This is a genomic window from Streptomyces sp. NPDC029526 (assembly GCF_040637405.1).
Taxonomy (GTDB): Bacteria; Actinomycetota; Actinomycetes; order Streptomycetales; family Streptomycetaceae; genus Streptomyces.
This window is the reverse complement of the sequence record NZ_JBEZWE010000006.1, coordinates 287,093-307,600: the sequence shown is the minus strand read 5'-3', so window position 1 is coordinate 307,600 and position 20,508 is coordinate 287,093. Positions and strand designations below refer to the sequence as shown.

At 75.0% G+C, this 20,508-nt stretch carries 18 protein-coding genes; 8 read left to right on the top strand and 10 right to left on the bottom strand.

Going from position 1 to position 20,508, the window contains the following annotated elements; genetic code table 11:
- Positions 1-113: 113 nt before the first annotated feature.
- The gene (locus AB0F01_RS17510; RefSeq protein WP_362095898.1) at positions 114-974 is read left to right on the top strand and encodes a metallophosphoesterase; all 861 of its coding nucleotides are present in this window, start codon (positions 114-116) and stop codon (positions 972-974) included.
- 5 nt (positions 975-979) lie between these two features.
- Positions 980-1,657: a 4'-phosphopantetheinyl transferase superfamily protein gene (locus AB0F01_RS17505; protein WP_362096062.1), complete on the top strand. Its 678-nt coding sequence runs from the start codon at positions 980-982 to the stop codon at positions 1,655-1,657.
- Between the two features lie 303 nt (positions 1,658-1,960).
- Here the strand turns inward: AB0F01_RS17505 and AB0F01_RS17500 are convergent, their stop codons facing one another.
- From AB0F01_RS17500 to AB0F01_RS17490, 3 genes are all read right to left on the bottom strand, one after another.
- The gene (locus AB0F01_RS17500) at positions 1,961-2,197 is read right to left on the bottom strand and encodes a hypothetical protein (protein WP_362095896.1); all 237 of its coding nucleotides are present in this window, start codon (positions 2,195-2,197) and stop codon (positions 1,961-1,963) included.
- A 562-nt stretch (positions 2,198-2,759) separates the two neighbouring features.
- Complete coding sequence (locus AB0F01_RS17495) at positions 2,760-3,299, bottom strand: toxin-antitoxin system, toxin component (RefSeq protein ID WP_362095893.1); 540 nt, start codon at positions 3,297-3,299, stop codon at positions 2,760-2,762.
- Positions 3,300-3,330: 31 nt separating this feature from the next.
- Positions 3,331-3,990: a helix-turn-helix transcriptional regulator gene (locus AB0F01_RS17490; RefSeq protein ID WP_362096059.1), complete on the bottom strand. Its 660-nt coding sequence runs from the start codon at positions 3,988-3,990 to the stop codon at positions 3,331-3,333.
- Between the two features lie 223 nt (positions 3,991-4,213).
- Here AB0F01_RS17490 and AB0F01_RS17485 point away from each other — a divergent pair, with 223 nt between their 5' ends.
- From AB0F01_RS17485 to AB0F01_RS17475, 3 genes are all read left to right on the top strand, one after another.
- On the top strand, positions 4,214-4,882 hold the full coding sequence (locus AB0F01_RS17485) for a hypothetical protein (RefSeq protein WP_362095890.1): 669 nt from the start codon (positions 4,214-4,216) through the stop codon (positions 4,880-4,882).
- Between the two features lie 459 nt (positions 4,883-5,341).
- Positions 5,342-5,770 carry a hypothetical protein gene (locus AB0F01_RS17480; RefSeq protein WP_362095888.1) on the top strand — a complete coding sequence of 143 codons (429 nt, stop codon included), beginning with the start codon at positions 5,342-5,344 and terminating at the stop codon, positions 5,768-5,770.
- 393 nt (positions 5,771-6,163) lie between these two features.
- Entirely contained in the window at positions 6,164-6,796 is a 633-nt protein-coding gene (locus tag AB0F01_RS17475) for a TetR/AcrR family transcriptional regulator (protein ID WP_362095886.1), read from the top strand.
- A gap of 192 nt (positions 6,797-6,988) precedes the next feature.
- Here AB0F01_RS17475 and AB0F01_RS17470 read toward each other — a convergent pair whose 3' ends face one another.
- A complete protein-coding gene (locus AB0F01_RS17470) occupies positions 6,989-8,032 on the bottom strand; it encodes a DUF2510 domain-containing protein (protein ID WP_362095883.1) in 1,044 nt (347 codons plus the stop codon).
- A gap of 809 nt (positions 8,033-8,841) precedes the next feature.
- Here AB0F01_RS17470 and AB0F01_RS17465 point away from each other — a divergent pair.
- Positions 8,842-11,535 (top strand): AAA family ATPase, encoded by a 2,694-nt coding sequence (locus AB0F01_RS17465; RefSeq protein ID WP_362095881.1) that lies wholly within the window; start codon positions 8,842-8,844, stop codon positions 11,533-11,535.
- 285 nt (positions 11,536-11,820) lie between these two features.
- Here the strand turns inward: AB0F01_RS17465 and pcaD are convergent, their stop codons facing one another.
- The 4 genes from pcaD to pcaH are packed head-to-tail and all read right to left on the bottom strand — an operon-like array spanning position 11,821 to position 15,675.
- On the bottom strand, positions 11,821-12,945 hold the full coding sequence (gene pcaD, locus AB0F01_RS17460; protein ID WP_362095878.1) for a 3-oxoadipate enol-lactonase: 1,125 nt from the start codon (positions 12,943-12,945) through the stop codon (positions 11,821-11,823).
- Positions 12,942-14,288 carry a 3-carboxy-cis,cis-muconate cycloisomerase gene (gene pcaB / locus AB0F01_RS17455; RefSeq protein WP_362095875.1) on the bottom strand — a complete coding sequence of 449 codons (1,347 nt, stop codon included), beginning with the start codon at positions 14,286-14,288 and terminating at the stop codon, positions 12,942-12,944. Before pcaB ends, pcaD begins: the two co-directional genes overlap by 4 nt.
- On the bottom strand, positions 14,285-14,893 hold the full coding sequence (gene pcaG / locus AB0F01_RS17450; protein ID WP_362095872.1) for a protocatechuate 3,4-dioxygenase subunit alpha: 609 nt from the start codon (positions 14,891-14,893) through the stop codon (positions 14,285-14,287). Before pcaG ends, pcaB begins: the two co-directional genes overlap by 4 nt.
- Positions 14,890-15,675 (bottom strand): protocatechuate 3,4-dioxygenase subunit beta, encoded by a 786-nt coding sequence (gene pcaH, locus AB0F01_RS17445; protein WP_362095869.1) that lies wholly within the window; start codon positions 15,673-15,675, stop codon positions 14,890-14,892. Before pcaH ends, pcaG begins: the two co-directional genes overlap by 4 nt.
- 333 nt (positions 15,676-16,008) lie before the next feature.
- Between pcaH and AB0F01_RS17440 the strand changes: the two genes are divergently transcribed.
- Positions 16,009-16,551, top strand: coding sequence for a MarR family transcriptional regulator (locus tag AB0F01_RS17440; protein ID WP_362095866.1), 543 nt, complete (start codon positions 16,009-16,011; stop codon positions 16,549-16,551).
- Positions 16,552-16,657: 106 nt separating this feature from the next.
- On the opposite strand, the gene AB0F01_RS17435 is transcribed toward AB0F01_RS17440, so the two are convergent.
- Entirely contained in the window at positions 16,658-17,626 is a 969-nt protein-coding gene (locus AB0F01_RS17435) for a DUF3048 domain-containing protein (protein WP_362096056.1), read from the bottom strand.
- A gap of 309 nt (positions 17,627-17,935) precedes the next feature.
- Between AB0F01_RS17435 and AB0F01_RS17430 the strand changes: the two genes are divergently transcribed.
- Entirely contained in the window at positions 17,936-19,126 is a 1,191-nt protein-coding gene (locus tag AB0F01_RS17430; RefSeq protein ID WP_362095863.1) for a zinc-dependent alcohol dehydrogenase, read from the top strand.
- A gap of 243 nt (positions 19,127-19,369) precedes the next feature.
- Here the strand turns inward: AB0F01_RS17430 and AB0F01_RS17425 are convergent, their stop codons facing one another.
- Positions 19,370-20,437 (bottom strand): ATP-dependent DNA ligase, encoded by a 1,068-nt coding sequence (locus AB0F01_RS17425; protein WP_362095860.1) that lies wholly within the window; start codon positions 20,435-20,437, stop codon positions 19,370-19,372.
- Between the last annotated feature and the right edge of the window lie 71 nt (positions 20,438-20,508).

Here is a 20,508-nt window from a genome sequence, read left to right as displayed (position 1 = left end):
GCCCTCGCGCGGGACACGCCGCTCTTGTCCCGCGCAAACGGATGTGATCTCGTGGAGGGCGACCGGGGGTTCGCGGGGAGGGCCGGTGGAACCGGCCGAGGGGGGAAGCACGGGTGAGGTCGGCCGACGGCGGCGGGGGACGGGTGTGGGCCATCAGCGACCTGCACATCGGGTACGCGGAGAACCGCGCGCTGGTGGAGGGGATGCGTCCGGCCTCGGACGAGGACTGGCTGCTGGTGGCCGGTGACGTGGCGGAGACCGTCGACGACGTCGAGTGGGCGCTCAGGACGCTCGCCGGCCGGTTCGCGAAGGTCGTGTGGGCACCCGGCAACCACGAGTTGTGGACCCACCCGAAGGACACGGTGACCCTGCGCGGTGTCGCCCGGTACGAGCATCTCGTCGACCGTTGCCGCGCCATCGGCGTGGTGACGCCCGAGGATCCCTACCCGGTGTGGCGGGGCCCCGGCGGACCGGTCGCCGTCGCCCCGCTGTTCCTGCTCTACGACTACTCGTTCCTGCCGGCCGGCTGCGCCACCGCGGCTGAGGGCCTGGCCTACGCGCACGCTACCGGTGTGGTGTGCACCGACGAGTACCTGCTGCACCCCGACCCGTACGACGGGCGGGACGAGTGGTGCCGCGCGCGCGTCGCCACGACCGAACGGCGGCTCGCGCAGCTTCCCGCCGATCTGCCCGTCGTCCTCGTCAACCACTACCCGTTGCACCGGCACCCCACGGACGTGCTGCGGCACCCCGAGTTCGCGATGTGGTGCGGCACCACGCTGACGGACGACTGGCACCGCCGTTTCCCGGTGCACACCATGGTCTACGGCCACCTCCACATCCCCCGGAGCACACGGCGCGACGGCGTCCCCTTCGAGGAGGTGTCGGTGGGCTACCCCCGGGAGTGGCGCACCCGCAACCGCCCACCGGGCCGGCTGCGCGCGATCGTCCCCGCCGCGGAGGACGAGCGGTGACCGGGGTGATCGCACACCTGCTGCCGTCGGCCGTGGCCGTCGAGGAAGCCCACGGGGAGGAGGGCGCCGACGCCCCGCTGTACCCGCAGGAGGCCGCCTGCGTGGCGCGCGCGGTCGACAAGCGTCGCCGGGAGTTCACCGCCGTACGGCACTGTGCCCGCCGTGCCATGGAGCGGCTGGGGGTGCCCGCGCAGCCCGTGGTGCCGGGGGAGCGGGGCGCCCCGCACTGGCCCTCCGGGCTGACCGGCAGCATGACCCACTGCGCGGGGTACTGTGCGGCGGCCCTGGTCCGGGACGACGACCTGGCCTCCGTCGGCATCGACGCCGAGGTGCACGGGCCGCTGCCCGAGGGGGTGCTGCCCTCGGTGTCCCTGCCGCAGGAGGCGGAACGGATCGGGCGGCTCGGCCGGGACCGGCCCGAAGTGCACTGGGACCGGCTGCTGTTCAGCGCGAAGGAGTCCGTCTACAAGGCGTGGTTCCCGCTCACCGGCAAGTGGCTCGACTTCATGGAGGCCGACATCGAGCTGTTCCCGGATCCCGGTGAGGTCACCCGCGGCGGGTTCCGGGCCGAACTGCTCGTCCCGGGGCCCCGGGTGGGGGGACGCACCGTGGGCTGCTTCGAAGGGCGTTGGACGGTCGGCCGCGGCCTGGTCGCCACGGCGGTGGCCGTACCGCACGCGTGATGCCGTGGTACCGCACGGCTGATGCCGTCGCGGGGTGGGCTGGGCTGCCCCACAGGCCACTGAGTCGCGTGCCGCTGAGCAGCCGGTCCGTGCCGCCGAGCACCACGTGCTGTGGAGCCGCGGGGCGTCGCCTCGTCGGAGTCGGGCGGCCGTGCGCGGCCCCGGCGGCGGTCCGGGGCCGCGCTGTCGCTCCAGCACCGGGCGGCGGCCGGTAGCCGCGGTGGGTCCGGCACCGCGGCCGGGGACCGGTGGCCGAGTACCGAGCCGGGGCCCGTCACCTCCGGCGCCGCACCGGGACGGGGGTCACCCTTGGGGGCACCACTCGCGCAGCATCCGGAAGAACTCCTCCTCGTTGCCGCTCAGTCCGGCCCGCGCGAGCGCCGTCTCCGCCTCCGCCAGGACGGACGGCGGGACGACGGGAGGCAGCACCGGACCGGTCGGCCCGCTCGGCGTGTCGAGGGTGGCGCGCACCGTGTGCAGCAGGCGCAGATAGGCCTGGACGGCGGTGCGCTCGCGGTCGGTCAGTACGGCGGTCGGCATCGCTCGGCTCTCCCCGTGTCGTGATCGTCGGTCCGGTGCTCCACACAGCGGGAGCACCCCTCCAGCTTGCCGCCCGCCACTGACAATGGGGCGGCGCCGCACGCCAATTCGCCCACCCGGCGGAGACCGTCACGCCCAGGACAGCGGGCGCCGGGGGCTCACACGCCGGAGTGCACGGCCGCTCACGCCCCGCCGGGCCGCCCCTCGCCGGTGCGGGCCCGGCAGGGCGGGTGCCCGGAGCCGCCGTCGGGCCGGACGGGCAGCCGGTCCGGCGGCCACGGCGGCAGCACCCGGACGAGCCCGGGGGCGGCCACAGGCTGGCCGGCAGCAGCGGTACGGGCGCGCGAGCCCGAGGGCCGACCGGTGGGATCGGTGCACCAGGGGGCGTGGGGGCGGGTGTACATCCCGCCAAGGTCGGCCGGGAGCCGGGAGCCGGGAGCCGGGAGCCGGGAGCCGGCAGCCAGGAGCGGGCGCCGGGAACGGGCCGGGAGCCCACGGGGTCCCTGACGCGGCACCCTGGCCCGGAGTCCGGGCGGAGGGCCGGGACCGGCGGGCACCCCGCTCAGCCCTGCGGCCCCAGATACCCCAGGGACGCCTCGATCCGTCCCGCCAGGTGGTCCCGCTGCACCGGGCCGCGCAGCGACGAACCCGCCAGCCACGTACGGCACTTGCTGGCCAGCAGCAGGCCGAAGGCCTCCGCCTCCTTCTCGTCCGCCAGGTCGAAACGGGTGCGGGCCGCGACCTTCACCACCGTCGCCCGGAGGGCGTCCTCGTCGGGGTCGTCACCGAGCAGCCGGGTCGCGACCTCGGCACCCGCCACGTGGTGCCCGCAGTGTCCGGCCTTCATGTGCCACAGCTCGTGGCCGAGGATGACCAACTGGTGGGCGGGGGCGGTGCGTTCCTCGATCACGACGAGGTCCCGGTCGGGCATGTCGAGCCACAGCCCGCTCGCGGTGCCGGGCGGGAACGCGGCCATGCGGAACTGCACCGGACGCCCGCGACGCCTGCTCATCGCCGTGCACAGCGCGCCGTAGAGGTCGGCGGGCCGAGCCGGGACGGGGAGCGTCAGCTCAGCGACCAACTCGCCGCACAGGCGGCGCATTTCCCTACCGATGCCCACAGTTCTCCCCAGATCACGACTCGGGTCGCTTGACGCTTTCCAGGAGCATGTCCAGCCACTCCGCGACCTTGTCCCGGTGCTGGTCGGTGGGCAGCTGCGCGGCCCGCCACGCGATCCCGCGCACCCCGTGGTCCTGCAACAGCCGCTCCAACGGGTCGTCGTCCGCGGCGGCGGCCGACTCGCGCTCCCGGTCGGCCAGCTTCTGGAGCAGTTCCTGCTCGGTGTGCTGAAGGGTGCCCGCCAGCGCCTCCGGGTCCTCCGCCGTGAGGAACCCGGCGTGCACCCGGAAGAACCGCTGGATGGCGTCGCAGTGCTCCATCGTGGGGCGCCGGTCCCCGTTGATGAGGGCGCCGGCCTGTTGACGGGACATGCCGGCGCCGTCGGCGATCTCCTGCTGGGTGTACTTCCGGCCGTTCGGCTTGAGCCGGGTGCGGCGCAACAGGTCCAGCCGCTGGAGGAAGCGCGCCTGCACGTCGCGCTCCCCGGCCGGACGGCCGCTCAGCAGGGCTTTGACCACGGACTCCGGTACGCCGGAGGCGGTGGACAGCCGGCCGGTGTCGAAGACTTCGGCGTGGGGAACGCCGAGCCGGTCGGCGAGTGCGGCGACGCGGGCGACGACGGCCGGCAGCGCGGTCGTCGGCGCGGTGTCCGGACCCTCGAAGCCACCCGTCACCGGCAGATCTCCTACGTCTCTCACAGGCTTCTCACAACCCGTCGCCGTGAACTTCACGGAGACTAGCCGGTGCTTCGAACTCACATCCAGGTCTCGCCACAACTGTGGCCAATTTCAGCCGTCAACCGGCATGGAATGCCACGATAGTTGACATGCTCGGGCGGCGGGCAGCAGGATCGGGGCGCCGCGTCAGGGCCGCACAGGCAAGAGGGGTGACCTCCCGATGGCACATCAGGCAGCAGGAGGGCAGCGGCAGGCACCGCGGCTCGTCCCCGGCACGTCCGAGGCACGCGCGTACCTGGCGGACTACGCCGGGTACCTGGAAGCAGTTCCCTTCCCGTCCCTCGTGGTGGACCGGCGGTGGGACGTGCTCCTGGCCAACGGTCCCTTCCGGTCGCTGTTCCGGCAGGTCGAGCCGCACCCGACCGCCATGCCCGACGACAACTTCCTCCGCTTCGTCCTCTTCCACCCGGACGCCGCCACGGTGCTGGGCGAGCACGAGGCGAGCTGGTGCCTGCCGATGCTGGCCCACTTCGCGCGGGCCGTCGAACACGGCGCCCCCGACCCCGGCCTCCAGGCCATCCGCCGCGACATCGCGGAGGACCCGATCATGGAGGTCGCCTACCGACACGGGGTGCCGCACTGGCTGCGGGTGGTGGGCGAGAGGGCCGCCGAGCAGGACGGCGCGGTGCGTCCGCTGATCCACCCCGATCCGCGCTGGGGCGCCACCGACTGCCGGATCGTCGTCGAGACGACCCCGGCCCTGGAGGAGTTGGGCTGCACCCGGCTCACCCTGGTCCTGCGGGACGCCCGCCGCCCGTCCGCCGTCACGACGGCGCGCCGCCCCCGGCGCGGGACGGCCCGCCTGAGGGTCGTGCCCGCCGCGGACTGATCGCGCTCCCGGGCCCGCTGCCTCTCGGAGGGCGGGTCGCCACCAGGTCGGTCGGACAGGGCCGGGTGCTGCTGCGGCACTGCCCCTTCCCTGGACTCGCCGAGGAATACGGGGACGTCGTCTGCCCGCTCCACCTCGGCCCCGTGCGGGGCGCGTCGGAGCAGCGGCGGGCCCCGGTGGCGGCCGTACGGCTGGAGCCGTTCGCCGAACCGGACGTCTGCGCGGCCCATCGCGCGCCTGCACCCTAGCCAGGCTCTGTCGCCGGCCTGCCCGTGTGCCGTGCGGCGTCGTGCACGCACTCTCGCACCTTCGGCCTCGCACCTTCGGACTCTCGCACCTTCGGCCTCGCACCTTCGGACTCTCGCACCTTCGGACTCTCGGACCGAGGCCTGTCGCACACCGGAACGAGCCGCTATAAACCGTCATGGACCGGTGGAGAGCAGAAGGAGCGCTACGGACGTGAACGCCACATCAGCGGCGGTGGCCGGGGCCGCCGTCTTCGTCTGGCTCGGCATGGTGCTGGCGATCTCCTTCCTGGAGGCCCCGCTGAAGTTCCGCGCCCCCGGGGTGACCGTCCCGCTCGGGCTCGGCATCGGCCGGATCGTGTTCCGGGCCCTCAACGCGGCCGAGGTCCTCCTCGCGGCCGTCGTGCTGGTGGCGGTGGCGGCGGGAGGGCCGGGGGTCGGGGTGGTCGTGGCGACGGCCGCGGTGGTGGCGGTGCTGGCCGTGCAGCTCGGCATCGTGCGGCCGCGGCTCAACCGGCGCTCGGACCGGGTGCTCGCCGGCGAGCAGGTGCCCCGGTCCTCCGCGCACTGGTACTACGTGGCGCTCGAAGTCGCCAAGGTGGTAAGCCTCCTGGTCCTCGGCGTCCTCCTGCTCGGCGCCTGAGTCCGCCTGCCGCGGTGAAGCGCGCGGCTCGGTCACGCGTCCCGCCCCCCCCGTCGTCCGGCCGGGGGCGGGACCCGTCGTCGTCACACCGCGTCGCACCGCTTCCGCGCGGCCGGTGTCCCGGGCCGCCAGTCACGGGACACCGTCCCCGTCCCCATGGCCGGAGCCCCGCGGCGGGTGCCGTCGGACCGGGCGGTGTCCCGCCGCGTGCGATACGGTCGCGTACCGATACGCGAGCGTTCCGGTACACTTGCGTTTCGATGGTGCGAACCGGGCTTCGGGCTCGGGAACCGCACCGGTGCACGGACCGGTGCACACGAGGACGAACACACGCAACGAGAGGCGCACGACCGGGCGCAGGTCACCCGAGGTCGGGCATGAGGAGCCGAACCCATGACGTCGCAGGCCCTGCCGCCGGCGGAGTCGGCCGGTGCCGAGCGGCGTTCCAAGATCACCCCGGAGCGCGAGCAGGAGTTCTTCGACGCGGTGCTGGAGCAGATCCGCGAGTCCGGCTACGACGCGGTGACCATGGAGGGCGTCGCGGCGCGCACCCGGGCCGGCAAGTCCACGCTCTACCGGCAGTGGGGGACGAAACCCCGGTTCGTCGCGGCCGCCCTGCGCTCCGGCCCACGGGCGCGGCTGTCGGGCATCGACACGGGGACGCTCGCCGGGGACCTGCGCGAGGCCGCGCGGCTGGCCGGTGAGTGGTCGACGCGGGACACCCCACTGCTCCAGGCGCTCGCCCACGCGGTCACCCGGGACCGGGAACTGGCCCGGGCGCTGCGGGAGGCGCTGGTCGACCCGGAGGTCGCCGCCCTGGAGCAGATCCTGCGCCGCGGCGTCGAGCGCGGGGAGGTCGAGGCCGGCAACCCGGCCCTGGCCCACGTGCCGGCGCAGATCTTCGGCGTGCTGAGGGGCCGGCCCCTGCTCGAGGGCCGCCATGCCGACCCGGAGTACCTGCTCGCGTTCGTGGAGGCGTCCGTCCTGCCGGTCCTGGGCCTCACTCAGGGCGGGTCCCGTACGTAGCGCCGTCAGGCAGGCGGGACGTTCGACACACGCTCCGGACCCGGGGCGCCGTCATCGGGATGACCGGACGGCGGCCCGACCGCGCCGCACCGTGGGGACGGGGGCGGCGCGCACCCCCCGGCCGGGTGGGTGCCCTTTGAGCGGAGGGGCGCCCACCCGGCCGTCGTGGGACGGGAGGCGGCGGGCACGAGGTCAGACCTCCTGCCCTGTTCCGCCGCCGCCCTTCGCCGCCTCAATGCCCCGGGTGATCTCGTCGATGACGCTCGGCTTCTGGTCGGCGTCGACCCCGGCCCGCACCACGACGATCTGCCGGGGCCGCGTGGGGGAGGGGAAGGCCAGCGACTGGACGTACCCGTCGGACCCCTTGCTGGTGACCGCCTTCCAGCGCACCAGATAGCCCTTCTGCCCGGCCACGGTGACCGCCTTCGACTCGAGCACGTCGTGCGAGGTGATCTTCCCGTACGACGACCCGCCGTAGGACTCCTCGGCGTTCACGGCGATGTCGGCCTTGGCGACCTCCTCGGCCGTGGAACCCCGGGTGCCGAGGGCCACGGCGGGAGCCGAGTAGGCGCCGCCCTTGACGCAGGTCCTGGACGTGTCGCCGGGGCAGTCGTAGGAATCCTTCGAGGACACCTGGGCGCCGGCCCCCATCTCCTGGCCGTACCAGCCGTCGGGGATGGGCAGGCTGATGCCGCTCAGCGCGTCGGTCACCGACCCGCTCTCGATGCGGGGCGGCTCGCCCCCGTCCGGTCCCGGCCGCTCCCCGTCGGAGCCGCCCGATCCGCCGTCCTCCCGGTCGCCCGGCGCCCGCTCCCGGTCCCCGGGGCCCTGTGACGTCGTCGGACCGCCGCGCCCGTCGTCGGTGAGGGCCCACACGCCGACGCCGATGCTCGCCAGCAACGCCACCGCCGCGGCCACGGCTATGCCGATCCGCAGGCCGCGCCCGCGGCGGGGCGGCGGCGCGACCGGGTACGCCGGGTAGCCCGGATGCATCGGGTAGGGCGCGGCGGCCGGTGCGCCAGGCCCGGCGACCGGTCCGGCCACCGGGCCCGGCCCCGTGGCCGGCGGCGGCGTCGGGGCTGCCGTGGACGGGGTCGGCGGGGCCCAGCCGCCGGCCTGCTCCGCCGGGCGGACCCGGTCCGTCCAGGCACTGCCGTCCCACCAGCGTTCGGTGGATGGTCCGTCTTGCGTCTGCCCGGGGTCGGGATACCAGCCGGGGGGAGTCACCTGCGTCATGCCCCCACCGTATGAGGCGTCGGTGAAAGCGGGATGAGAGACGCCTCCGGGAACCGCCGGGCGGCGCCCTGCGCGGGTCGCCCTCGGCGCACGGCCGGCCGCCCTCCGCCTCCACCCGGCACGCCGCTCCCTCCCCCGCGCGGCCGGCCGCCCCGATCCCTCGCCCCGCCGTTCCCGCCCTGGTGCCGGAACACATCACGAACCGCGGCACCACGGCCACCGCCACCACCCCTGACGCCCCGCCGGCTCTCGTCAGGACGCCGCCCCGGCCCGCCCCTCGGTGCTTCGGCCGACTGCCCGCGCCCCTGAGCCCGTGCCGGAGATCCGGAACGCCGCCGCCCTCGCCGCTCCCGCCACCCTCCGTCGACGACTTCTCGAAGCGCCCGCGAAGCCGCGCGACCCGCACCCGCCCCACGCTCGACGGGCAACGCCACGTCCTGGTCCGGGGCGGAGGCGACACGCGCCGACACGCCCGGGCGGACGACCTCGACGGGGAGGGCGGCGCCCGGCGCGCGGAAGGCCCCGCGCGAGCCCGTGACCGGGTGCCCGGCACCCCCGCCGGGGTGCCGGTGCCGTCGCACCGGGGCGCCGGCTCGACCGCCACCCGACCACATCTGTCGGATCGTCACCATCCGTCCCCTTGACAGAAGTTGATATTGAGACCCGCTGGTGGCGGGCCACGGCGTCGACCCCCGTACCCCCGAGTCACCCGTCACGGCAACACGTGCCCGGTCCCGCCTCCGTGACGGCGACCGGCCCGCTACGCTCGAGTTGCGTACGTCGTTCGGGCGACTTGGGGAGGTAGCGGGATGACGGAGGTACGGCGGACGGCCGCCGCCTCGGCGTCCCTGTGGGAGCGCGACGAGGAAGTCGCCGCTCTCGCGGAGGCGGTCGACAGCCTGTGCGCGGACCGCTCCTCGTCCGGCAGTCTGCTCGTGCTCCGGGGCGAGGCCGGCCTGGGCAAGACGGCCCTGCTGGCGGAGACCCGGCGCATCGCCGAGCAGCGCGGCTGCACGGTGTGGTCCGCCCGCGGTGGCGAGACGCTCCGCTCGGTCCCCTTCAACGTGGTGCGCCAGCTCCTCCAGCCCGCCCTGGTGCCGATGCTGCCGGAGGAGGCACGGGAGTACCTCGGCGACTGGTACGAGATCGCGGGGCCCGCGCTCGGCATAGCGGAACCCGGCGAGGGCCACGCAGACCCGCAGAGCGTCTGCGACGGACTGGTCGCCGCGGTGACCCGCCTGGCCCGGCGCGACTGGCCGCTGGTGCTCCTGATCGACGACGCGCACTGGGCCGACCAGGAGACGCTGCACTGGCTCGCCGCGTTCGCCGAACGCCTCCAGGACCTGTCCGTGCTGGTCGTCGTCGCCCGCAGGCCCGGCGAGATCTCCGGCGTGGCGGCCCGCCACCTGGACGCCGTGGCCGCCGCGGCCGACCGCCCCACCACCGTCCTCAGCGCCCTCACCCCCGCCGCCGCGGCCGGACTCACCCGCGCCACCCTGGGCGAGACCGCCGACGCCGCGTTCTGCCGCGAGGTGTGGGCCGTCACCGGCGGCAACCCCTACGAGACCGTCGAACTCCTCGCCAAGGTGCAGGACAGCGAACTGGAGCCGGTCGAGAGCCACGCCGGCGAGCTGCGCGACCTCAACCGGTCGGCCCGCGGCGGGGGACTCGTCGCCCGCCTGGAGCAGCTCGGCATCGATGTCACCCGCTTCGCCTGGGCGGCCGCCATCCTCGGCACCGACATCACCGTCGACCTGGTGGCCCGCCTCGCCACCCTCGACCCCGACGACGCGACCCGCTGCGCCGAGCGGTTGCGCGCCGCCCGCATCCTCACCACGCCAGACCGGGCGACCGGCCGGACCGGCCCCGCCGACCTCGAGTTCGTCCACCCGCTGATCGCCACCGCCGTCTACAACTCGATCCCGGACGCGCTGCGGCGCGCGATGCACGGCATCGCCGCCCGCCTCGTCACCGACTCCGCGCTCGGCGCGGCGGCTGCCGCCCGCCACCTGCTCGAAGTGCACCCGGACGACGACGAGGAACTGGTCGCGCAACTGCGGGAGGCCGCCCGCGAACACCTCGCCGTCGGCGCCCCCGACGCCGCCCGGCGCTGCCTGGAACGCGCGCTGGAGGAACCGCCGCGCCCCGAGGTCCACGCCGGTGTGCTCTACGAGCTGGGCCGCGCCACGTTCCTGACCGCGCCCGCGCGCACCATCGGCCACCTGCGCACCGCGCTCGGCATGACCGGGCTCGACGAGGACCAGCGCGTGGACGCCGTGGTCCGCCTCTCCCAGGCACTGCTCCACAACGACCAGATGGAGGAGGCCGTCCGCACCGTCGAGGCGGAGGCCGCCCGGATGGAGCCCGGCCCCGCCCGGATGCGGCTGCAGGCCGTGCAGTACATGTGGGAGGGCCTCCACGCCGGGGAGACCACCTCACCCGACCGCTCGGAGCGGCTGGCCGAACTCGCCGCCACCTGCACCGGACGGGACAACTCCGAACGCGCGCTGCTCATCCTGCGCGGATTCGACGCCATGATGCGCGGCGAGAACGCCGAGGAGATCCTGGAACTCGTCGACCGCGCCCTCGTCAACGGCCGCCTCGCACCCGGCATGGGCTGGACCGACTCCGAGTGGGGCGTCGAACTGCTCCTGATGCTGGCCGGTGTCTACGCCTACACCGACCGCCTCGACCGCGCCGAGAGCATGTACAACGAGGCCCTGCGCTCCTACGAGTCGGCCGGCTGGAGCGGCGGCCACCTCGCCCTCGCGCACGCGTACGTAGGGCTCGGGCACCGCAGGCGGGGCCGTCTGGAAGCGGCGGAGACGTCTCTGCGGGCGGCCCTGCGCATCGCCGAACGCGTGGGCCGCGGACTCCCCCTGTACTGGACGGCGACCTGCAACCTCGTCGACACGCTCCTCGCCCGCGGTCACGTCGAGGAGGCGCAGCAGGTCGCCGAACAGCACGCCTTCGCCCCGCCCTACCCGTCCACCATCGCGCTCCCCGACCCGCGCTCCGTGCGCGGGCGCCTGCTCCTCGCGATGGGCCGCACCAAGGAGGGCGTCAACGAACTGGACGCCGCCGGAAAGGCGGCCACCGCCCGCGGCCACCACAATCCCGTGCACGTGTTCTGGGCCGCCGACCTCGCCCGCGCCCTGGCCACCGAGGACCCGGCCCGCGCAGCCCGGCTCGCGGTGGACCTCCGCCGCCGGGCCGAGCGCTTCGGCACCGACACCGCGATAGGGGAGGCCCTGCGGGTGGCCGCCGCCCTGGAGACCGGTCAGCGCGCGGTGCGTCTCGCCGGGCAGGCCGTCGCCTACCTGGAGTCCTCCCCCTGCCAGTACGAACACGCCGCGGCCCGCATCGAGTTCGGCGCCCTGGCCCGTTCGGAGGCCGACCTCACCCGAGGGCTGTCGTTGGCGCGCTCCTGCGGCGCGGACGGCCTGACCGCCCGCGCGGAGGCCGAACTGCGCACCGTGGCCGCCCGGGTGCCCTCCGGCTGAGGCGAACCGCCCACGCGCGCGAACCGCCGATGCGTGCACGGCCACCGCGTGCCGGCCGAAGCGTGCACAGTCACCGCGCGCAGGCCGATGCGCGAACGGCCATCGCGTGCACGGCCACCGCGCGCACGGCCCACGGTGGACAGCGGACGATCGAGGGCCGAACGGAGGGAGCCCGGGGAGGGGGAATTGGAACACGCCGGCCCGCCCGCTGCCCTCCCACCGCGTGTCCGCCCTCCCACCGCGTGTCCGCCCGCCCGCCCACCACCGGGCGGCGCGGCGCGGGGGTCAGGCGCCCTCCCGCTCCTCCTCCAGGACCCGCTGCGCCGTCGCGAACGCCGCGTTGGCCGCAGGCACCCCGCAGTAGACCGCGGTCTGCAACAGCACCGCGCCGATCTCGTCGGGCGTGAGCCCGTTGCGCAGGGCCGCCCGGACGTGCAGGGCCAGTTCGTCGTGGTGGCCGTGGGCCACCAGCGCGGTGAGGGTGATCATGCTGCGTTCGCGGCGGGTGAGCGTCGGGTCGGTCCAGATCTCGCCCCAGGCGTAGCGGGAGATGAAGTCCTGGAAGCGGGCCGTGAAGGGCGTCTGACGCGCCTGCGCCCGGTCCACGTGCGCGTCGCCCAGCACCTCGCGCCGCACGTCCGTGCCCCGGCCGGCGTCGCCGGTGAGGTGAGTGCGCAGGGCGGTGAGCACCGCGTCCGGACGTTCGGCCGGGGCGAGGTGGGACGCACCGGGCAGCTCGACCAGGGTCGCGCCGGGCACCGCGTCCGCGATCTCGCGCAGGTGTGCGGGCGGGGTCGCCGGGTCCTGCCGGCCCGCGACCAGGAGGGTGGGCGCGGTGATCGAGGCGAGGCGGTCCCGCAGGTCGAAGGCGGCCAGCGCGTCGCAGCAGGCGGCATACGCGGCCGGGTCGGCCGCGCGGTGGTCCCGGATCAGGCCGGGGACGGTGAAACCGGGGGTGAACCAGCGGGCGTCGGCGCCGTCGGCGAGTCCGCCCAGTCCCTCGCGCCGGACCAGGGCGGCCCGCTCCTGCCACGGCCGGGCGCCGCCGAAGTGCGCCGAGGAGCAGATCACGGCGAGCGTGCTCAGCCGCTCGGGGTGGTGCGCGGCCAGGTGCAGTCCCACCGCGCCGCCGAGTGAGACGCCCGCGTACCCGAACCGCTCGACGCCGAGCGCGTCGGCGAGCGCCAGGACCAGCCCGGCCAGGTCGCCGACGGTCGCGCCGGGACCGATCAGTTCCGCGGCCGAACCGCCGTGCCCGGGCAGATCCCAGCGCACCACCCGGCGGAAGGCGGCGAGTTCGGGAGCCACCCGGTCCCACAGCGCGTACGAGGTGCCGAGGGAGGGACCGAGCAGCAGCGGAGGAGCCGACGCCGGGCCCTCGGCACGGTGGTGGAGGAGGGGGCGGGTCACGCGCGCTCCAGGGCCCGGTCGGTGAGGACACCGGCCGCACCGACGGCCTCCTCGGGGTCGGTGGCGCCGGACAGGTCGACACCGGTCAACTCCGGTTCCTCTGCGAGGAGTTCGCCGAAGTCACGGTGCTCCTCGCGGGCGCGCCGGGCCAGCCGCGCCAGCAGGTCCCGCGCGCGGGCCCGGCCGAGCACCGGGGTCAGCCGGGTGGCCGACTGCTCGGAGGTGATCAGGCCGCGGGTGAGTCCGAGGTTCCGGCGCATCGCCTCCGGGTGGACGCGCAGGCCCTCGGCGAGCTCGGCGGCGTCCCGGGCGGCTCCCCCGGTGAGTCGCAGCAGGTCCCGCAGCGGCTCCCATTCGGCGTGCCAGGCGCCGGCCGGCCGCTCGTCCTCGGCGGCCAGCGACCCGTACAGGGTGGCCGCGAGCTGCGGTGCGCGCCGGGCCGCCGCCGCGACCAGCGTGGCACGCACCGGGTTGGCCTTGTGCGGCATCGCGGACGAGCCGCCGCCGCTGCCCTCGGAGACCTCCGCGATCTCGGTGCGGGACAGCGTGAGCACGTCCGCCGCCGGCTTGCCCAGCGCCCCGGCCGTGAACGCCAGACAGCCCGCCAGGTCGGCGACCGGGGTGCGCAGCGTGTGCCACGGCAGGGCGGGGGCCCGCAGCCCCAGTTCGCGGGCGTAGGCCGCGGGCAGGTCGGTCGCGTTCCGTGCCCCGAACACCGTGAAGGCGCCCAAGGTGCCTGCGGCACCGCCGAGTTGAGCGGGCAGGGCATCGCGGACGGCGGCCACCCGGTCCCGGGCGTCGAGGACCAGCGAGCGCCAGCCGGCGGCCTTGAGACCGAACGTGGTGGGCACGGCGTGCTGGGTGAGGGTGCGGCCGGGCAGCACGGTGTCCCGGTGCTCGACCGCGAGCCGGGCCAGCGCCCGCTGGGTACGGCCCAGGTCGTCCAGGACCGGGTGCAGGGCGCGGTGCGCGACCAGCATCATCGCCGTGTCCATGATGTCCTGACTGGTGGCGCCCCGGTGCACGTACGGACCGTGTTCCTCCCCGACGGCCCGGGTGAGGTCCGCGACCAGGGGGATCACCGGGTTGCCGCCGCCGCGGGCCCGTTCGGCGAGCGAGGTGATGTCGAAGCCGCCGGTGTCGTCCGCCGCCCGGGTCACCGCCGCGGCGGCCTCGGCCGGGGCCAGGCCCAGCGCGGCCTGCGCCCGGGTCAGTGCCGCCTCCGCGTCGAGCAGCGCCCGCAGGAACGCGTCGTCACCGGTCGCGGCGGCGGCGGGCGAGCCGGCCCACCCCGGGCCGAGCAGACCCGTACCGGACGCCGCACCGGATGCGCTTGATGTCACGAGAACTCCAGGAAGACCGTCTCGCCCTCGCCCTGAAGGCGGATGTCGAAACGGTACGTGCCGTGGCCCTCGTCCGCCGCGATCAGCGTGTCGCGGCGGTCCGCGTCGAGCCGGGACAGCAGCGGGTCGGCGGCGAGCGCGGCCGGGTCGCCGGGCAGGTGGATCCGGGTGAACAGGTGGACCAGCAGGCCGCGCGCGAACACGCAGACGCTCAGGTACGGTGCGTGCCGGCCGCGGGCGCCGGGGCGCAGGGTCCGCACGTACCAGTGGCCGTCGGCGTCCGTCTGGACGCGGCCGAAACCGGTGAACTCCACTCCGTTGCGCCCCAGATGGCCGCCGCTCGCCGGGTCCCTGCGCATCGAGCCGTCGACCGAGGGCAGCACGCCCCGCGGGTCCGGCCCCCACACCTCCAGCAGGGCGTCCGGCACCGGCCGGCCCGCGCCGTCGTACACGTACCCGTGCACGGTGACGGTGTCGGGGTGCCCGAACGGCGCGACGTCCTCGCCGCCGCGGAAAGGCAGCGCGTAGCCGTAGAACGGGCCGACGGTGTGCGACGGAGTGGGCGGCACGGTCTCGGCGCCGTCGTCGGGGGCGTTCCGCGTCATGGTCGGTGTCCTTCCTCGGTCCAGGTGGCCCGCGGCCCGTCGAGCACGATGTCCCAGCGGTAGGCGAGGGAGAACTCGGGCACGGACAGGCTGTGGTCGTAGGCCGCGACCAGCCGCTGCCGGGCGGCGTCGTCCGTCACCGACTGCAGGATCGGGTCGTACGGGAAGAGCGGGTCGTGGGGGAAGTACATCTGCGTCACCAGCCGTTGGGTGAACGCGGTGCCGAACACGGAGAAGTGGATGTGCGCCGGCCGCCAGGCGTTCAGGTGGTTGCGCCACGGATAGGGGCCGGGCCGGACGGTCGTGAACCGGTAGGCGCCGTCCGCGTCGGTGAGGGTGCGGCCCACGCCGGTGAAGTGGGGGTCCAGCGGCGCGTCGTGCTGCTCGCGCCGGTGGGCGTACCGGCCGGCCGCGTTGGCCTGCCAGATCTCCACCAGCTGGCCGGCGACCGGGCGTCCGGCACGGTCCAGCAGGCGCCCGGAGACGGTGATGCGCTCCCCGACGGGCTCCCCGGTGTGCTGCACGGTGAGGTCGTTGTCGTGCTCGGTGACGTCCCGCTCACCGAAGGCGGGGGAGGACAGCTCGACGAGTTCCGGGTCCCGGGCCACGTCGATCGTGACCGGGGGCCGCAGCGGATGGCGCAGGGCCGAGGAACGGTAGGGGGCGTAGTCCCGGCGCGGATGGTGTTCGACGGGCGCGCCGTCGGCGATCCGCTGCCGGTAGGCGGCGCGTTCGGCCGCGATCTCCCGGTCGATGTCGGCCTGGGTGAGGGCGTCGGTCATGGGCGGCGTCTCCCTGCGGCGGTCGGGCCGGTCGGGCCGGTCGGCCGGGGGCGTGGGCGGGGCGGGCACGTACTCGGAGTGCTCCGTGCCCGTGCGGGCAGGTGTGCGGTCTGGGTGGGGCACCCGTGGCGCCGGTGATGCTCAGTGCACTGAGCATCTCGGTCGCCGCTCACGCTGCCATCCGGCCGAGCGGCGCGTCAAGACCCGCGGTCCGAGAGGCGGAGACCACCACGACCGTGGGCCGTAGGGGCACCAGGGACCTCACGGGTTAGTGTTCCGTGCACAGATGATTCGACGCAGACGACCTCAGTGGATCCGACCGTGGGAGCGCGCATGGCGGCCGTGGACCTCGCCACTCATCCCGGGCACCTGGCCCGGCGGCTCCAGCAGGCGCACCACCTGCTGTGGACCACGATGGTCTCGGAGGAGATCACCTCGCCGCAGTACGCGGTCCTCAACGCGCTCGTCGCCGAACCGGGCCTGGACCAGCGCACCGTGGGGGAGAGGGTGGGGCTCGACCGGTCGACCATCGCCGACGTGGTCGCCCGCCTCGTGCGTCGGGGACTGCTGGGCAAGGACCGCCATCCCCAGGACGGCCGCCGTTTCCTGCTGCGCCCGACCGGCGAGGGTGAGCGCGTCCACCGCCGGCTGACCGTGCGCACCGCCCGCATGAACCACGTCTTCCTGGCACCGCTCGACGCCGCCGAGCAGGCGGTCTTCCTCGACCTGCTACGACGGGTCGCCGATGCCGCCGAGAGCCTGCGCCACCCCGACGGCCGTCACGGCGCGGGCGGCGCGGGCGGCGCGGACGGCACCGACGGTGACGCGGGCGGCACGGGCGGCACGGGCAGCGCGGGCGGTGCCGACGGCGGATGACGCGGGTGCGACCCGTGGCCGGTTCCGACGGCCCACGGCAGCAGGAAGGGGGCGGCTGCCGGCGGACCGTGGGAGGCGTCGCCCGGGTGCCGTCGACCGCGCCCGGTCAGGGCGCCGCCGCGTACACCACCCAGACCTGCCCCCGCGCGAAGTTCACCGGCTCGCCCCCGTCGGTGGTGAACGTGGTGCCGTCCTCGGGGTCCGGGCGGTTCCAGTCGACGTCGTAGGCGCGTCCGTCGCGCAGTACCGTGGCCCGGCCCGAGCCGGTGGTCTCGGTGTAGGGGGTGTTATTGCCCAGGAAGTCGCGGTAGTCCGACGGCCGGACAGTCACGTACTGCACGACGACGGTCGCCGGCGCCAGGGGACCGCCCCGCGCGGTGGTCGCCGGGGTGCCGTCCATGGCGACCAGCCAGCCGTCGCGGGCGTCGGACCAGGTGAAGGTGAAGCGCGCCGACGGATAGTCCACCGTCCGGGTCGGCTCCGGTCGCCCGCCGGCGGGGGGCGGGCCCTGCCGGAAGCCGGTGGTCAGGGCGTCCTGGCCCGGCTCCTCGGGCAGCAGGCGTGCCGACCGCAGGTAGAGGTTGTGCGGGGCGGCCCGGTCCGCGCGGCGGACGTACATCCCGGCGGCCGACTCGGGGGTCAGCGGGGTGAGCGGCGCGCTCTCGATCTCCGGCAGCAGCCTGCTCTGCGCCCCCGAGAAGGCCAGGACCGGCTGTTCGAACTGGCGCAGCAGTTCCAGGTCGGATTCCCGGGCGCTGCGCACCGGGCCCACGGACTCCGGAACGCGGGTGGCGTACACCGCCATCAGCCTGCTCAGCCCGCCCTCCACCTGCTCGACGTACACCACGTCGGCGTCCTCGAGGCCCGTGTGGGGCCGGGCCGTGCGGGCGTTGTCGAGCTTCACGGCGAGGACAGGGGGGCCGTCCTCACCGGTCACCGGCGGCTCCTGCCGGACCGGACTGCTGGGCGAGCCCCGGCCGTCGTCGGAAGGGCTGCCACCGGTGCCCGTGCAGCCCGCCGCCAGACCGGCCGCCGCCACCGCCGCCACCAGCGCCCTGGCGGTCGTCCCCCGCAGTCCGCGCCGCCCGCGCCTGCCGCGCGACCCGGAGCGTGCGCCCCGGCGTGCACCGGCCCGCGCGCTCCCCGGTGAGCTGCTCCGTGTGCTCCCGCTCGTGCTCACTGTGGCCACCCTGCCTGCCCGAATCCGTCGATGTCTCAATTGTGCGCTTTTCTGATCGTCGGGTGTCGTACCCGATCAGGAGCGATCCGGCGCGCCGCTTCCGCCGATCGGCGCAGCGCTCCGCGGTTCGGTGCGGATCCGCTCGGGTACCCGGGCGCCACCGCACGCGGGACACACCGGTACCGACGGAAGGAGCGGGCGGCCATGAAGGCAGTCACCTGGCAGGGAAAGCGGGACGTACGGGTGGAGACGGTGCCCGACCCCCGGATCGAGGAGCCCACCGACGCGGTCATCCGCGTCACCTCGTCCGGGCTCTGTGGCTCCGACCTGCACCTGTACGAGGTGTTGACCCCGTTCATGACGCCGGGCGACATCCTCGGCCACGAACCGATGGGCATCGTCGAGGAGGTCGGCGCCGCCGTGCCGGACCTCCAGGTCGGGGACCGGGTGGTGGTCCCGTTCCAGATCGCCTGCGGCAACTGCTGGATGTGCCTCACCGGCCTGCCCACGCAGTGCGAGACCACCCAGGTCGGCGCCGAGGGCATGGGCGCCGCCCTGTTCGGCTACACCCGGCTGTACGGCGCCGTGCCGGGTGCCCAGGCCGAGTACCTGCGCGTCCCGCAGGCCCAGTACGGCCCCATCAAGGTGCCGGAGGGTCCCGCCGACGACCGCTTCCTCTACCTCTCCGACGTCCTGCCCACCGCGTGGCAGGCCGTCGCGTACGCCGGTGTGCCGAAGGGCGGCAGCGTGGCGGTGCTGGGGCTCGGCCCGATCGGGGACATGGCCTGCCGCGTCGCCATGCTGCAGGGCGCCGGCACGGTCTTCGGCGTCGACCTCGTCCCCGAACGGCTGCGCCGGGCCCGGGAGCGCGGCGTCGAGACCTTCGACCTGCGTTCCTTCGACGACGAGAAGGAACTCGTCGCCGCCGTCCGCGACCGCACCGACGGCCGCGGCCCCGACGCGGTGATCGACGCCGTCGGCACCGAGGCGCACGGCAGCGGAGCCGCCCGCCTGGTGCAGAACGCCTCGGCGCTGCTGCCCCGCAAGCTGAGCGGGCCGATGGCGGAACGCTTCAGCGTCGACCGGCTCGCCGCCCTCTACACCGCCATCGACATGGTCCGCCGCGGCGGCACCATCTCGCTGTCCGGCGTGTACGGCGGCATGGCCGACCCGATCCCGATGCTGACCCTCTTCGACAAGCAGATCCAGCTGCGCATGGGGCAGGCCAACGTCCGCCGCTGGTCCGACGAGATCATCCCCCACCTCACCGACGAGGACCCCCTGGGCGTGGACGACTTCGCCACCCACCACGTGCCGTTGACCGACGCACCGCACGCCTACGACATGTTCCAGCGCAAGCAGGACGGCGCCGTCAAGGTCGTCATGCGGCCCTGAGCCGACGCCCCGGCCGGTCTGCCGAGCCTGCCCCTGAGCTGCGCCGGCCGGTCTGCCGAGCCTCGCCCCGCGCCGCCCCGGCCGGTCTGCCGAGCCTCGCCCCGCGCCGCCCCGGCCGGTCCGCCGAGCCTCCCCTTGAGCTGCCCCGGCCGGTCGTGCGCCCGCCCTGCCGCTGCCCCGGCCTGCCACCCTCCCCGGGCGGCTGCCCCGATCGCCCGGGGCAGCCGCCCAACGCGACTCACGTCACCCCCCGCCGAGGATCTCCCCGAGGTCGTAACGGACCGGCTCCTCCAGCTGGGCGTAGGTACAGCTGAGGGGGTCGCGGTCGGGGCGCCAGCGGCGGAAGCGGGCCGTGTGCCGGAACCGCTGACCGTTCTCCATGTGGTCGTAGGCCACCTCGGCCACCCGATCCGGCCGCACAGGCACCCAGGACAGGTCCTTCTTGCCCGACCAGCGGCTCGGCGCGCCCGGCAGCCGCGCCGTCTCGTGCGCCGACTCCTCGGCCCACGCCGCCCACGGATGGCCCGACACGTCGTCCATCCGCAACGGGGCCAGCTCCTCCACCAGCTCCGCCCGGCGCTTCATCGTGAACGCCGCCGACACCCCCACGTGCTGCAGCACACCCTGGTCGTCGTACAGACCGAGGAGCAGCGACCCCACCACGGGACCGCTCTTGTGCAGGCGGTAGCCCGCCACGACGACGTCGGCCGTGCGCTCGTGCTTGATCTTGTACATCGCCCGCTCGTCCTGGCGGTAGCGCAGGTCCAGCGGCTTGGCGATCACCCCGTCCAGGCCGGCCCCCTCGTACTGCTCGAACCAGCCGCGGGCCACCTCGATGTCCGTGGTGGCCGGGGCCACGTGCACCGGGGGCGTCACCCCGTCCAGCGCCCGGGTCAGCAGGGCCCGGCGGTCGGAGAGGGGGACGTCCAGCAGCGACTCGTCGTCCAGGGCCAGCACGTCGAAGGCGACGAACGAGGCGGGGGTGCGCTCGGCCAGGGTGCGCACCCGGGAGTCCGCCGGGTGGATCCGCTCGGTCAGCGCGTCGAAGTCGAGCCGCTCGCCGCGCGCGACCACGATCTCCCCGTCCAGCACGCACCGCTCGGGCAGCCGCTCCCGCACGGCCGCCACCACCTCGGGGAAGTACCTGGTCAGCGGCTTGCCGGTGCGGCTGCCGAGCTCCACCTCGTCCCCGTCGCGGAACACGATCGCCCGGAAGCCGTCCCACTTCGCCTCGTACTGCATGCCCGGCGGGATCTTCGCCACGGACTTGGCGAGCATCGGCTTCACGGGCGGCATCACGGGAAGATCCATGCCCCGATTCTGCGCGTTCCGTCCCGTTGCCGCCCGGTGTGCGAGGTGTGCGTGCAGCCCTTAGCGTGGCT

Excerpts from the sequence above, each read along its gene's own strand:
- AB0F01_RS17500 (WP_362095896.1), bottom strand. The coding sequence starts at position 2,197 with ATGCCGACCGCCGTACTGACCGACCGCGAGCGCACCGCCGTCCAGGCC.
- AB0F01_RS17495 (WP_362095893.1), bottom strand. The coding sequence starts at position 3,299 with ATGCGCCGCCTGTGCGGCGAGTTGGTCGCTGAGCTGACGCTCCCCGTC.
- AB0F01_RS17485 (WP_362095890.1), top strand. The coding sequence starts at position 4,214 with ATGGCACATCAGGCAGCAGGAGGGCAGCGGCAGGCACCGCGGCTCGTC.
- AB0F01_RS17475 (WP_362095886.1), top strand. The coding sequence starts at position 6,164 with ATGACGTCGCAGGCCCTGCCGCCGGCGGAGTCGGCCGGTGCCGAGCGG.
- AB0F01_RS17470 (WP_362095883.1), bottom strand. The coding sequence starts at position 8,032 with ATGACGCAGGTGACTCCCCCCGGCTGGTATCCCGACCCCGGGCAGACG.
- AB0F01_RS17465 (WP_362095881.1), top strand. The coding sequence starts at position 8,842 with ATGACGGAGGTACGGCGGACGGCCGCCGCCTCGGCGTCCCTGTGGGAG.
- pcaG (WP_362095872.1), bottom strand. The coding sequence starts at position 14,893 with ATGACGCGGAACGCCCCCGACGACGGCGCCGAGACCGTGCCGCCCACT.
- pcaH (WP_362095869.1), bottom strand. The coding sequence starts at position 15,675 with ATGACCGACGCCCTCACCCAGGCCGACATCGACCGGGAGATCGCGGCC.
- AB0F01_RS17440 (WP_362095866.1), top strand. The coding sequence starts at position 16,009 with ATGGCGGCCGTGGACCTCGCCACTCATCCCGGGCACCTGGCCCGGCGG.
- AB0F01_RS17430 (WP_362095863.1), top strand. The coding sequence starts at position 17,936 with ATGAAGGCAGTCACCTGGCAGGGAAAGCGGGACGTACGGGTGGAGACG.
- AB0F01_RS17425 (WP_362095860.1), bottom strand. The coding sequence starts at position 20,437 with ATGGATCTTCCCGTGATGCCGCCCGTGAAGCCGATGCTCGCCAAGTCC.